Origin of the sequence: Shewanella sp. 5S214, assembly GCF_041439795.1 — a bacterium.
Taxonomy (GTDB): Bacteria; Pseudomonadota; Gammaproteobacteria; order Enterobacterales; family Shewanellaceae; genus Shewanella; species Shewanella vesiculosa.
In genome coordinates this window covers 131643-146387 of record NZ_JBGOOV010000011.1, presented here as the reverse complement: position 1 = coordinate 146387, position 14745 = coordinate 131643, and the positions used below count along the sequence as shown (strand labels likewise).

Sequence of the window (14745 nt, the reverse complement as noted above, 5' to 3'; positions counted from 1 at the left end):
TCGGTCAACCGATCAGTTAAATTTTCTCGTTTTACCGCTTAACTGATCGGCATTACTTAAAGCCCTTTTTTATTGATTGCAGATTTAACCGTCAAATAACGACAGATTTAGAACTTATGTTCGATACCTACGCCAACGTAGCTGTCATCTTGATCGTTTGAATCAAATGAGTTTGCAGTGTAAAAAGCAAATAACTTGGTTGGCTTACCTAACTTGTAGTCAGCGCCAACAGACCATGAATTACCTTTATTTTCCATGTCTAAGTACTGTGCTTTCAAAGTAACATCATTGATGTCATATGCTGAGCTTAATAAGTAGCCATTGTCTTTAATACCGCTGTCTAGTTTCTCTTGCTGCTGATACATACCACCAATCACTAAACCGGCCACTTTACCTTGAACAGTAGCACGTGCAGTGTCATAACCTTTTACTTTTGAATCGTAAGCAATTGCAGCGTAGATTGGTGTGCTTTTTAATCCAGCATCACCGTACATTAGCGCCATACTCACGCCATCTTCACCTTCTACGTTACTACCAACAACTTGATCTGCATCACCAGAGGCAACATAAGTCACACCCGCTTGGAAATCACCAAATACTGGCGTGTAGTAAGTTGCGGTTTGAGCCATGCGGTTTTCACCTTTAAACATGGTTTTCATATCGCCAGAAAGGTCGTTGAATTGATCAATTTTACCTTGAGATACTTTAAGGATTGTGTCGTTACGACCAACAGATACAGCACCGAAGTTACCTTTTAAACCAACAAATTGGTTACGTGCTAAAAAGTTTTCTTTGTTTGCATCACCTGTGTTGACTTCATATTCGATGGTATAGAAAGCTTCTAATGATTTGCTTAACTCAAACGCACCGGTTACACCAAAACGTGATGCATTACTTTGAATTGTCGTTTCAGTGACATCAGCAACATCATTTGATTGTGCTGTTACGTTTAACTTACCGTAAACTTGAAGAGGATCTGCGGCGTATGCACTTGAAGCTACTGAGGCTGCGATTGCAGAGGCTAATAGTGTTTTGCAAAAAACGTTCATCATTTCATCCTTTCGACGCATATATCGTCATGGTTATTCTGGGTTAGTTGTATCGGAACGAGATGAATTCTGCCTTGCAAATGTTTCAGAAATATTTCATTGATAGATGAAATCCCCATTCTGAGTGTTTCAAACCATTTAACCCTATAGGAAACCTCGATACAGCAAGGGTTTCAAGCTGAGTTGTTGTAATGTGACAGTTTAATGAATTCTCATCCTGATGACTGAACCTGTGTTGCGACTGATGTTTTTTTGATGGTTTACCACTTTGCCTCTATACCGTAAACTGCTGTCACTGAATTTTCCTGTTAATTAATGAGAGCCTTCTATGTGGTTTAAAAATCTCACCTTGTACCGTTTCAACAAACCGTTTACGACAGATACCGAAACATTAGAGAATGCCTTAGCTGACTTCACTTTTTCTCCTTGTTCGAGCCAAGACATCAGCAAGTTTGGTTTTTCAAATGCTTTAGGTAAAAAAGGCCAAGCATTAGTGCACAGTGCTGAAAACCGTCATTTAATTTGTGTCACTAAAGAAGAAAAAATTCTCCCAGGCCAAGTGATTAAAGAAGCCTTAGATGAAAAAGTGGCGGAGATTGAAGATCAAGAGAACCGTAAAGTCACTAAAAAAGAAAAAGACACCATTAAAGATGAAATCACCACGACGTTGTTGCCTCGGGCATTTTCTCGTCGTAGCCAGACACACGCACTTATCATGCCTGAACTGGAAATGATTTTAGTCGATAGCTCTAGTGCGACTAAAGCGGAAGAGTTATTAGCATTACTGCGTAAAGCCTTAGGCAGCTTACCTGTGATCCCGTTAAGCTATGCAACTCCAATCGAGTCGACGTTAACCCAGTGGTTACAAGCGGGTGAAGCTCCTGCACCATTTGAGATGCAAGATGAAGCCGAACTTAAGTCTGACTCTGATGAAGGCGGTATCGTACGCTTTAAGCAACAAGTGCTCCAAGAAGATGAAGTGCTCGCTCATATTGCAACAGGCAAGCAAGTACACAAACTAGCCTTACATTTTGGCCAGTCGATTGCCTTTTTAATGCAGTCTGATGCCACGATTAAACGTCTTAAGTTTTCTGAAGAGTTTAGAGCAGGTAATGATGAAGTCGGTACAGAAGACCCATTAGCTCGTTTAGATGCGGATTTTGCCTTAATGGGCAGTGAATTAGTCGCGTTTATTAATGCGGTTAATCAAGCTTTTGGTCCACTAGAGCAAAGCGTGTAATCCAACTAAGGACACAATATGAAACTATACGGAAGTTATACGTCACCTTTTGTTCGCCATTGTAGAATTGCGCTACTTGAGTCAACGCTCGATTACCAATTTATTGAAACCGATCACGCCACCAGCGCGACGTTATCGCCGACTAAACGGGTGCCTTTTTTACAAGATGGTGAGTTAACGCTAACCGATTCTAGTGCCATATTGCGATATATCCGCAGTAAGTCGGACAAGCCATTCCTTGAAAGCACTGTCGAGCTTGATCAATATTGTATGATCAATACAGCATTGGACAGCACAATCAATTTATTCTTCTTGTCTCGTGATGGGGTCGATATTGAGCGCTTTGATTACACCATCAGACAGGCGCAGCGAATTGAGTCGACATTAGTGCAGCTTGAAACATTTGAATTGCCTTTGCATGGCCCTTTTAATGATGTGCAGCTAAGACTAGCCTGTTACCTCAGTTGGGCGATATTCCGCCAACGTATACATATGGCTAACTACCCTAAGCTAAAACTGTTTTTAGCCGCAGTTGAAAAAGAGCCGTTTTTTATTGAAACCGCCCCGCAGGCATAAGTTAACACGATAAAAAATGCCCTGAATTTCAGGGCATTTTTTTATCTACAACAAAATAACTCAGTCATACGTAAGAGCTTATTCGCCGTCAGCGTTAATCCATTTACCTTCGGTATCAAAAGGCCAATCAATACCTAACCATGCTTTAAAGAAAGCTTTTTGCTCAGCAGTCACATTATCAACCGCAGTAATCGCTAACTTATCTTTCGGTTGTTCTGCCAACACTAAGTTCACATCTTTTAGTTGATCATTACTAAATACCGTCACCTTAACAGTGTCACCAGGGCTAAAATCGTTAAAGCGTTTAGCAAAACCGTCTGCGGTGACTTTTAAACCATTGACCGCGACTAACTCATCTCCAGCCGTTAAACCGGCTTTCCAAGCTGGACTATTTTTAGCCACAGTTGCTAATACTAAATCTGCATATAAGCCGGATAAGCCCATGCCTGTATCAACTTGTATTTTGGGCTTATCACCATAAGTGGTTACCAAACCGGCTTGAGCTAATAGATCATTAAACTCTAAACTAACTGGCTGATTCACAAATTTCTGCCACCAAGGTTGATAATCTTTGCCGGTGAGAGTAGTTAATATGTTTTGCACATCTGCCACAGTGTAGCCCATTGGAATTTTAAAGTTTTCATATAACTCCTTGTGCACATCACGATAAGAATGCGCTAGCTTACTGTCAGTTAACACACTGAAATCTAATGCCAGTGAAGCTAAATATCCCTCAGAATAAATATTCACACTGTGGTTAACCGCATAATCGCCCCAAGTGCTACTCCATTGACCTAAACTGGCTTCTGCAACCGATTGGGTTTCACGCCCAGGATTATGCTGATTAAGTACTATCCGTAAGCTCAAATCATCAAAGAATTCTTTTGCGGTCATCACCCCAGCACGTAACAACAACTGATTTTGAAAATAGCTGGTTGAACCTTCTGCGACCCACAATAAATCAGTCATATTCTCTGACTGATAATCGTAAGGCACCAATCCTTGAGGACGGTACGATTTTACATTCCAAGTATGGATAAACTCATGCGATGCGGTACTAATAAAGCGTAAATAATCTTCACGCTCACGAAAGTTAAATCGCGGTAATTGAATAACTGTTGAGTTCAGGTGCTCTGTGGCTCCGCGTGCACCGCTAGTAGCATGCACCATATACACATAACGTTTAAACGGGTAACCATTCCAAATAGCTGACGCTTGAGCGCTTATTTTACCTAAATCAGCAATAATTTGCGTAGTGTCGTAGTTTCCCTCCCCCCAAAAAACCACCTCATATTGGCGATTATCGGCATCGAAACTAAAGTGCTGGCTTATTCCCGTCTCAATCGGTGAGTCAACTAAGACATCATAATTAGCGGCTTTAAATGAATGTGACTTGCCGTCTCTGTCCATTCCAGAATAACTTTTCCAGCCTTTTGGCACTTGCATATTGACCGTAATAGGTTGCTGGCGAAACGCAGGGCTATACATAAACACACCACTGGCATCTAAGAAAGCATGGCTACTATCAATGTGACGTAATCGGTCACCAAGCTCATTAGCATGCAACTGATATGTCACCCTAACCGATGTAGGTTGAGTTAAGGTTATTTGCCATTCACCACTGGCAGTGCGTTTCCAAGGTAGCGACTGACCCTTGCTGTCGGTCGCATTAAACAATCTAACCCCATCAGCAATAGGCAATACTTGATAACGGCCGGTTCGCCATACTGGTAAATTAACCGTTAGCACCTGCGAATCCGTTTGAGGAAATGACACACTCACCTGAGCTAAATGGTGTGCGGGTTGGTTAATATCAATATGGTAATCAACATCAGCAAGGGCTGGCATGGCCCAAGTCATCAAAAAAATGGCACTGCTAGCTAAAATTGCAAGAGAAGTAGGTTTCACTCTAGGTTCCTTCTGGTATGATTCTATTGTTTTTATTTTAAATTCCGAACAATTATAACGATCTAGACTCATTAACACAGTGGCAATTTGTAACTGAGTGAGAATACTTAGTATCAATGACAAACCAATGTTAATTTATTCATCGATACCAGCTGATAATGACGTCCACATTTTTTAATCCTAAAAAGGTATCTTTTACTATGCTGCGATGTTTTCCTCTGTTCATATTATGTTCAATACTATTAAGTTCAGCAGTGTGCGCAAGAGATATTGAACAGCAAGAAATATTGTTCAAAGAAAATCCTCAAAAAATTTATACCAAGTTATTGAGAACGACCGAGTTTCCTTTGCACTTTTCAAACAAAGCGGAATTCGACCAAGTCGCTGAAAATTTAGGTTTTCAACCAAATGAACTCCATCGTGATTTAGAGCTATTAGCTCGCCTTAATTTACAAGCAAAACTCACATCGCCAACTAAGTACCAAGATGCAGAATTACTCATATCGCAGTTAGACAGCATTGCATCAACAACGCTTGAAAAAGCCATGGTGATTATGCTTAAAGCACGGATTAAGGGACGTAAAAACCAAGAATATAATCAAGTGATCGTTGAATTCAATGATGCGTTGAATATGGTTAACGCCGATATCAGCTTAGAAAGCACCCTGTTCAAGTTAACACTGCATGAACAATTGAACATGTTACATTCATTGTTACTTCAACCTACGCCAGCCTTGTCTCATTTAAATCGTTATCGTGAAATGGCTTATCAGTTACACAATAATTATTTTATCGCCGATGCTGAATCGCAATTAGGCCGTTATTACAATCTGAATGGCGATCAAGCAAAGTCACTGCAGCATTACAGTGAAGCATTTCGTTTAGCCAACATCTTAGATTACCCTGGCATTAAAGCCCAAACACAGCTCAATCTCGCGCGGACCTACCGTGATTTAGAACAATGGGATGATGCACTCAAATATGCCCATAATGCGGCGGAAATATTTCAAGTAATCGGCCAAGATGTCTACTTGTCAGAATCATTAACTGTTATGGCGATGATTTACGCAGGCAAAGGGGAATGGAATAAAGCCATCGATTATTATTTAAATGTCCAGCAAGTAAATGAGCGGATGGGGAACCAAATTGCAATTGGGCTCACATATCACAATTTAGGTGAGGCTTATTTTAAATTGCATAATATTCAGGCGTCATTAGATGTAATGCAACGAGCAAATGAAATATTTAGAGCTCGAAAAGTAGATCATTACTTAGTCCATAACGAACGCCTCTTTGCTCAAATAACAACCAGCGAAGGCATGTGGACAAACGCGATTGAGCATGCAAATAAAGCGATTAAGCTGGCTAAAAAGAAACATTTAACCGAGGTGCAAACCGAGGCTTTAGGGTATTTATCTACCGCATATCGCAAAACTAACAACATTAATGCAGCGCTTAAAACTGTCGATGAGATAGTCGAATTAGTCAATAATTCACAGAGTAAAACTGAACAACCCAATGACTTTTCAGAGCTAACAGAACAGAAATTAAAATTTGAACTGGGTTTAATGCGCAATAAACTGGAACTGCAAACGACTAAAAATAAATACAATCAATTTATCATTTTAGTATTAGTACTTATTTTTAGTATTGCGATTATCTTATTGATTTTTATCTACAGAAAATTTCAACAGCGCAATACTCTGTACCTTAACGCACAACGTTTAAATACAATCGATCCCATAACACAAGCACAAGGTTACCGAGCATTTATTCAACTGATCAGCACGCTGAAAAATACCGAACCTAAAACATTAGCTTTGGTAAATATCAACGAATTAAATAATATTGATATTCAACTTGGACTCACAGAATCAACGGCATTGATGCAACAATTTAATATTCAATTCAGTAAGCACTTAGATACTCAAGTATTTACCATACGCTCAGGACTGATTGGATGCTATTTTAATCAACAGTATGATGCTGATGTTATATTAAATGCCGTCATTGAGAGTCTTAAGCAATTAAAAACAACGCAGTTTACGATTCCAAATTTTGCGCAAAAATCGGCCGAACACTACGCCAGCATTGGCCACATTAGTTTACCCTTGCTCGCCAACCCTGATGTCAGTATTAGTGCAGAATTACAATTTGAGACATTACAATATGCGCTTGCCGCGGCAATGGATATTGCCGAGCAACCAGCTTATGTCTCATTGAGGCCGCTTAATTTTGCACCAGCGGCTATTTTTATGCGGCCACTTTATTTAAATCTGACTCAAGCACTTAACCGCGGCATCATTCGTGCAGAAAGTAATCGTCATGCCCAAAGTATAAATTGGCCAAATAATTAATCGCGTAATAAACTGGCAATTATAGTTATTTATACTGTTTTGTACGGTAATTGGATTTGCTGCACAACATTATTGAGATAATATTACTATAGTGTTAACTGATCAGAGATTAGTTAGTGAAAAAACGAAATTATGTCTTCAATATGGCAACAATCACGGCAACCTATGCCTTTAGATGAAAAATGAGAGTAGGCACTGCAACATGAAAGAGTCAAATACAGCGATAACACAAATTTCGTTGATGAAGCAAAAGCTCCACGCAGCCAAACTTGCTCTCGAAGAGATAAACGTCGATCGCAATGGTAAATTGAAAACACTGATTCAATTTATCTCCCATCTCAGTCTTGCCTGCAAAGGACAATGTATTGAACTCGACAATAAACTGGCAAAATTGCGCCATCATATGCACAATTTTGAACAAATTGACGAAGCACTGCCAGAACTAGTCGACATTGAACGCTTGTTAAAATCTCAATACAACCAAACAATGACGCGTTTAGAAGACAGCCGTAACGGCCTTAATCGAGTCATCCGTCAGATCCAACGCATCGATTCAGCTCCGGAAAAACTCAAAAAAGAACTGACTTATTTTAAACAAGAACTCGGCAAGCCATTTCATACAGTATGGGAATACATCCCAAAAGTCGAAAAGCTGATATTTTTCTATGAAGAAATTTTAAAAAACGAATTTGCCGATGCAGACGATTACCAGATTTTGCCTCAGCACGTTCAACTTGCCAAAGAGCTTGCTGCTAAGATTGCCGAAATTGAGTTTAGAAAAGATCAACGCGACCAAATTCTAGTCATAAAAGAAATATTACTTGGTGATATTAGCTTGAGCAGTTTACTCGACTCTTACCAATCAATATTGAGTTTACTGTTAGAAAATATTGCACGTGAAAAAAGCGCATCACAAGACTTTTTATTTGCACTTAATGATGCCTTGTCCATAGTCCGTGATGTCGTCAATAACAGCTATAACAATAACCAACGCAGTGAGCAGCTTAAAGGCCAATTAAATAAAGAGATTAATTTACGCGTTAACAACGCAGACGAGTTAGTCGCTGATGCTGATAGTCTTAACGAATTAAAGACCCAACTAACGATACAGTTATCCTCTCTTCGTGATGCTCTTTCTCGTAAAGAAGCCCTAGAGCAGCGTGAACAAACACTGTTACGTAAGTCGATTGAATCTATGCGTAAAGAACTCAACTCGATGAGTCAAGAAGCCAACAATTACAAAGAAAAACTGTTTGAACATCAAAAGCTCAACCTACTCGATCCGCTGACTCAACTGGCAAACAGGACAGCATTAGAAGATAGAATGGAGCAAGACTATCGCAACCATGTCCGCTTTAAAACGCCATTATGGATAGCCATTACTGACATAGACCATTTTAAAGTGATTAACGACACCTTTGGTCACAGCACCGGAGATAAAACCCTGCAAGTTATTGCTATGGCCTTAAAAAACTCATTACGAGATAGTGAGTTTGTTGCCCGTTATGGTGGCGAAGAATTTGTATTACTATTACCTGATATTACTGATGAAAATATCTCTCAATTATTGAATCGCGTTAAAGATAAAATCAAAAATATTCCATTTAAGTTTAAAAATCAGAGAATTACAGTTACATTATCTATAGGTGCAGCACAAGTCATGGAAAACGAAACGCTTGAAGAAGCTTTCGAAAGAGCAGATGCTGCATTATACCAAGCAAAAAACAACGGCAGGGACCGAGTCGTTATTGATATCTAGCCCATCCTAAGACAGTTCTCTTTGGACTCGGCATCAATTACTCGAGTCCAAAGGAGTTGCTTATGATAGTAAAGATTAGTCCAAATGGTAGCCTAGATCAGCTTTCTCAATTAGAAGTAGAGCGACTAAAACAAGGTGCAAAAAGCGACCTTTATCAATTATACCGAAACTGCTCACTAGCAGTATTAGCTTCAGGCCTGATCAGCGATAGCTCTGAAGCACTATTTCATCGTTACGAATCCTTCAGCATCAATATATTACAACGCGAAAGAGGCATACAGATTGAGCTCATTGATCCGCCGATGAAAGCCTTCGTCGACGGTGAAATTATCACTGGTATTCAAGAACACTTATTTGCTGTTCTGCGCGATATTATTTATATCAGCAATAAATACGAGAATTTAAAACACATAGATTTAAGCAATGCGACTCACATTACTAATGTGGTGTTTGATATTTTACGCAATGCTCAGGCAATCTCACCAATGAAAGATCCTAATGTGGTGGTCTGTTGGGGAGGACACAGTATCAACGCAGTTGAGCATCAATATACACGTGATGTGGGCTACCAACTGGGGCTACGCCGATTAGATATTTGTACTGGTTGCGGACCAGGCGCAATGGAAGGCCCAATGAAAGGTGCCGCTATTGCACATGCCAAACAAAGAGTACACAACGCCCGCTATATCGGTTTAACCGAGCCAAGTATTATTGCCGCTGAACCACCCAATCAAATCGTCAATGAATTGGTCATTTTACCCGACATCGAAAAACGCCTCGAAGCCTTTGTTCGTTTAGGCCATGGGATTGTTATTTTTCCTGGCGGAGCCGGAACGGCAGAAGAATTACTCTATTTTCTGGGTATCTTATTAAATAAAGACAATAGCGATTCATGTTTTCCACTGGTGCTAACGGGACCGGCTGAAAGTGCTGACTACTTTACTGTTATTGATGAATTTATTGGTGCCACGTTAGGCATTGAAGCACAAAGCAAATATCAAATTATTATTGATGATCCCGTCAAAGTGGCTCAAGTAATGAAACAGGGTATGGAGCAAGTCAAAGCCTATCGCAAACAAAAATGTGATGCGTACCAATATCAATGGTCATTAAAAATTGAACCCGAATTTCAATTACCCTTTGCACCAACCCATGAGGTTATGGCAAATTTAAATCTCTACTTTCAAGATAACAAAGCAGAACTTGCCGCCAACTTGCGTAAAGCATTTTCAGGAATTGTTGCCGGTAACGTAAAAGGTGACACAATCAAGTTGATCCAACAGTTCGGCCCCTTTAAGATTAAAGGTGATCCTAAACTCATGCTGATGATGGATAAGCTATTAAACGCTTTTGTTAAACAACAACGAATGAAACTGCCAGGAAGTGCTTACGTGCCCTGCTACAACATAATAAAAACCAATGAATAAATTACTCATTATCGATGGACTTAATCTGGTGCGCCGTATTCATGCGGTGTTGCCAGATGAAAACGATATAGCCAGCGTACAAGAACGTGTGTTGGCCGCATCTAAAAAAATGTTGCTACAGCATCAACCCACTCATTGTATTGTTGTCTGGGACGGCAATGAGCCCTCTTGGCGCAAAACACTGTATAACGATTATAAAAAAGGTCGCAAACCAATGCCAACAGCATTAAGTGATGGCCTGGTAAATATCAAAGCGACTTTAGCCGAGCAAGATATTAACTCTTTCGATGCGCCATCAGAAGCTGACGATGTCATCGCAACTCTCGCGATGAAGATGATCAGTAACAGTGGTGAGGTTATCATAGTGTCAACCGACAAAGGCTTTAGTCAATTACCCAGCAAAAATCTCACCTTATGGGATCACTTTAATCAACAGTTTTTTGATGTTACAGAATATGGGAAAAAACTCGGAATAGAGCAATATCAAATGCTCGACTTTATTGCATTGGCCGGAGACAGTGGTAATAAAATTCCCGGCATTATGGGGATAGGTCCAAAATCAGCAGCCGACTTGCTCAACAAGTTCAGAACCTTAGCTAATTTATATCGTTCGCTAGACAACCTTGGAGCTAAACAAGCACTTAAGTTAGCGGAAGGAAAAGAAATCGCCCGCATTAGCTACAAATTAGCGCAGTTACAATGCAATATCCCGTTGAATATTAATTTGAAACAATTTAGAACTAAACCAATATCAAACTAGTGTAATAATAAATCATCCAATAATAAAAACGATCATCATAGCATAACGGATTAAACGCATTATGAACTCAAAAGTAAGCTATATCATAGGTGGCATTTTCACAGCCTATTTGTTGTTTGTCGCTGTCGTCATTTTTGTTTATGAACCTCAACCAGAAGACCGAGCTTGGGACGATCGCCAAGCATTTAATTTACAAAAAATGAGTGACATTCACTTTGGCCAAAGTCTTGATGAGATCCGAACCTTACTAGGCAGCGCAGATTTTGTCGAAGCTAAAACGGGTGTTGATGGTCAATATCAAGTGATGTATTACCGCACCCATCATGTAAAGTCAGATGGCGAAACCACTAAAGAAGAATGTACGCCATTGTTGTTCAGAGATAATCTTTTAGTGGCATGGGGACAAGATACTCAGCAACAATATTTTGATGTGCCTATCGCAGGTAAAGCCCCGCTATAAATCTATTTTCAACTCAGCTAGAATCTAAGAACTCGCAGGCTCGCTAGAGGGCGGACTTTGTCCTGCTAGACCCTAGGTTTTAGGATCTAGCAGCGAAGCGCCCTAGCTGTGACGAAGTCATGCCCTAGAACCTAGGAGCTAAGTGGCTTGGGTTTGTACTCCTGATAAGATTCGCCTTGGCGCAGCCAATCTGGAGCAGGTGTGCCTTTCAAATAATGATCAAAGTACTGCTTCATCTTAATACTGTAATCAAGCTTATTAGGATACTTTTTCAAATGGTGTGGCTCATCTTGATATTGTAAAAACACCACATCCTTACCAGCGCGGCGCATAGCCAGATATAACTCAACGCCTTGTTCCCAAGGCACAGCATCATCTTTATCACCAAACATGATCATCATTGGGGTTTGAATACGGTCTACATAAAAAATAGGCGAGTTTTCTATGTATTTTTGCGGCGCAGCAAATAAACTTTCTCCGATTCGGCTCTGGCCGGTTTCGTATTGAAACTGTCTTGCTAAGCCTGACCCATGACGAATACCACTATAAGCACTGGTCATATTCGACACCGGAGCACCAGTAACAACCGCTTTAAAGATATTGGTTTGTGTTACCGCAAAAGCGCTTTGATAACCACCCCATGAATGCCCCTGAATACCCACGGCATCTGGATCAGTCACACCCATTTCAATTAGCTTTTGCACTCCTGCAGTCAATGCTTTTACTGACGAAATGCCTGGATAACCAATTTCAAAACGGATATCGGGTAAGAAAATAGCGTAACCATTGTCTGCATACCATGCAAAGTTTGGTCGGTGATTGAGCTTCATATCAGGAAAAGCATATAACCTGTCACTCATAAAGCGGTAAAAATACACCAGCGTGGGATACTGTTTGCCTGCTTGATAATTTGCTGGCTTAATTAGCACCCCATCCATTTTGACACCATCGCCATCTCGCCAATGGACTAATTCTGCATTGCCCCAGTTAAATGGTTCACGTTGTTTATCAAGCGTGGTTAACTGAACGGCTTTCTGTGGTGAGGTATTATCGGCAACATACAAGTCTGGATATAAGTCATAGCGCTGCTTTGTAAATACCACTGCAGCGGCTTTATTCGCTCTAGCCAGTAAGGTTAATTTGCTATTACTTTCAGTTAAACGACTCACACCAGCCACGCCGATTTTAGCGCTAAAAAAACCATCCGCTTTTGATAGATGATTATAGCCTTGCAACAACACAGTCTCAGCATTGTTAACGACCGCAGGTAATAATTCATCTTTTTTGACTAGACCGACTAGCCTAAATTGAGTTTTCTGTTTACGCCCTTCCCCATTGGTCAACATAAAGCCTTGTTTTGATGCAGTATTAAACTGCCAGACATCATATTTGTCATATACCGTTATCGCACTATCGTCGGCCAACCAAGGACCAAAGCCGTAACCGGGAGCTGCGCTGGGATAATCATGGTCTTCATCAGCAAAAGGAGTAGTAATATTTGCGCTTAAATTAACCCGACGCTGAGAGGCAACATCAAATAAAAATACGTTACCTTGTTGGTAATAAGCTAAGAACTTGGCATTGGGTGATAACGTCGGCATCGCATCACTGGGTTGCTGAGTTAACACTAGCGTTTTGTTACCGTTGTTAACGTCCACTAAATAGACATCGCGATAAAAGCCTGCCCAAGTCACCATCTTCTGATATGGCACATCTGAGCTGGCTAACAAGAAACGTGCTTGCTCACCATAGGTCACATCAGGCACAACTTGGTCTGCTAATTGGACAACCTTATTTGAGTCCAGGTGTAAAACCGCTAGATAAGTGCGTTTTAATTCTTGCTCATATTCTTTAACTTCTTGAGGCTTAATTTTGGCATCATCACCATGCCAAATACGTAGCTGTTTTTTGGCGGTAATAATCTCAGGTTTAAAGACATCATTTGGATTTTGATAATCAGCTAATTCAGCTTGCTGCCCTACTGTTGGCACTCGGCCAACAAATAAACGCTGGCCATCTTTTGAAAACTGTAAGCTTGAATATTGGTTATATGTCCACTTCTTGGTCGGAGCAAACTGCTGTTGTTGATTATTTTGTACATCGAGTAACAACAAATTATGCTCTCGGCCATAACGTAAAGCACTTGCCATGCCTTTAGTTACCGCAACATATTGGCCATTGTCGCTGATAGCTAATGCTTCAATATGTTCATTTTTACTGCTGTAAAGCGGACGCTGTTGTTGATTATCGAGCGTGACTAACACGACTTGGTGTAGTTGACTATCATCTTGGTTGACTACCGCAACCAAATGTTGTGCAACTTTATCAAAGGCAAATTGAGTCACATTCGATAATAATGTTTGTTGGTCAGTGGCTAAATTAATCAGCTGAATATCAGCGCCTTTATCGGCTTTTTCAGTTTGAGGCTGAGCAGAATCAGTCTTGGCGCTATGTTCAACAATACTTGCTTCAAGCGCTGATGAACCTGACTGAGCTGCTGGAGATGTTGTTTTAGTCTCTGTTGATTCAGCTTTAGCCACGTCAAACTTTAAAACCAGAAAATGACCGTCATCGCTAAATACTGCGGAGTCGACCTTATCAAATTGCTGCTGCTTGCCATTTTCGGTATTCAGTAACACCACTTGATGAGGCAAGTCGTCTTTCTTTTTCGTTTCTCGATCAAATAAGCTCGCTTCAATTGTCGCCACAACATATTTACCATCAGCACTGACTTGGACATTGGTGCCATTGGCAATTTCATATTGTTTACGATTATCACTAAAACGAATTAATGCACGACTATCGCCTCTATCAGGAGTAGCCTGTACAGCAATCACTGCGCCATTATCAGAAATAACCGGCTGTTGAAGGGTTTCAAAATGCATAATGTCATCGAGAGACAATGCACGTTGGGGCGCCGCATGGACGCTCAATGACAGACAGACTGCCAATGGAATTAAATTAAATAATTTCACAGTTTTCCTCTAATAGTTCCCATAATCCATAACTGGAACAGATTATCGTAATGGGCTCGTAAATAGATCATCTTTAATCTTAACGAGTCAACAGTTGACTTAAGCAGTCTGTAATCGATTTAACGCATTGCATTCGACCAAGGTCGTCTATATAAAAAAAGCTCACCGAATAAGCTAATGCACGACAATAAAACATAAACCGACCAACATCATTCAGCCTTGAGATGCTTTACA

Annotated in this window: 10 protein-coding genes; 7 read left to right on the top strand and 3 right to left on the bottom strand. The window is 40.4% G+C overall.

Features of this window, described 5'->3' with window-relative positions:
- Nucleotides 1–107 precede the first annotated feature (107 nt).
- The gene (locus tag ACED29_RS09760) at nt 108–1052 is read right to left on the bottom strand and encodes a porin (protein WP_124017970.1); all 945 of its coding nucleotides are present in this window, start codon (nt 1050–1052) and stop codon (nt 108–110) included.
- 325 nt (nt 1053–1377) lie between these two features.
- On the opposite strand from ACED29_RS09760, the gene rdgC reads away from it, so the two are divergent.
- Complete coding sequence (gene rdgC, locus ACED29_RS09755; RefSeq protein WP_182698112.1) at nt 1378–2289, top strand: recombination-associated protein RdgC; 912 nt, start codon at nt 1378–1380, stop codon at nt 2287–2289.
- Between the two features lie 18 nt (nt 2290–2307).
- Complete coding sequence (locus tag ACED29_RS09750) at nt 2308–2865, top strand: glutathione S-transferase family protein (RefSeq protein ID WP_371697566.1); 558 nt, start codon at nt 2308–2310, stop codon at nt 2863–2865.
- Nucleotides 2866–2943: 78 nt separating this feature from the next.
- On the opposite strand, the gene ACED29_RS09745 is transcribed toward ACED29_RS09750, so the two are convergent.
- Nucleotides 2944–4773 (bottom strand): M61 family metallopeptidase, encoded by a 1830-nt coding sequence (locus ACED29_RS09745; RefSeq protein ID WP_371697565.1) that lies wholly within the window; start codon nt 4771–4773, stop codon nt 2944–2946.
- Nucleotides 4774–5027: 254 nt separating this feature from the next.
- Here ACED29_RS09745 and ACED29_RS09740 point away from each other — a divergent pair, with 254 nt between their 5' ends.
- From ACED29_RS09740 to ACED29_RS09720, 5 genes are all read left to right on the top strand, one after another.
- Nucleotides 5028–7130: a tetratricopeptide repeat protein gene (locus tag ACED29_RS09740; protein WP_371697564.1), complete on the top strand. Its 2103-nt coding sequence runs from the start codon at nt 5028–5030 to the stop codon at nt 7128–7130.
- A gap of 202 nt (nt 7131–7332) precedes the next feature.
- The gene (locus ACED29_RS09735; protein WP_124017966.1) at nt 7333–8889 is read left to right on the top strand and encodes a GGDEF domain-containing protein; all 1557 of its coding nucleotides are present in this window, start codon (nt 7333–7335) and stop codon (nt 8887–8889) included.
- Nucleotides 8890–8951: 62 nt separating this feature from the next.
- Nucleotides 8952–10316 (top strand): nucleotide 5'-monophosphate nucleosidase PpnN, encoded by a 1365-nt coding sequence (ppnN, locus tag ACED29_RS09730; RefSeq protein ID WP_124017965.1) that lies wholly within the window; start codon nt 8952–8954, stop codon nt 10314–10316.
- A complete protein-coding gene (gene xni / locus ACED29_RS09725; RefSeq protein WP_124017964.1) occupies nt 10309–11076 on the top strand; it encodes a flap endonuclease Xni in 768 nt (255 codons plus the stop codon). The genes ppnN and xni overlap by 8 nt, the downstream gene beginning before the upstream one ends.
- 61 nt (nt 11077–11137) lie before the next feature.
- Entirely contained in the window at nt 11138–11536 is a 399-nt protein-coding gene (locus tag ACED29_RS09720; protein ID WP_182741954.1) for a DUF3192 domain-containing protein, read from the top strand.
- Between the two features lie 131 nt (nt 11537–11667).
- Here the strand turns inward: ACED29_RS09720 and ACED29_RS09715 are convergent, their stop codons facing one another.
- The gene (locus tag ACED29_RS09715) at nt 11668–14511 is read right to left on the bottom strand and encodes a prolyl oligopeptidase family serine peptidase (RefSeq protein WP_371697563.1); all 2844 of its coding nucleotides are present in this window, start codon (nt 14509–14511) and stop codon (nt 11668–11670) included.
- Nucleotides 14512–14745: the final 234 nt, after the last annotated feature.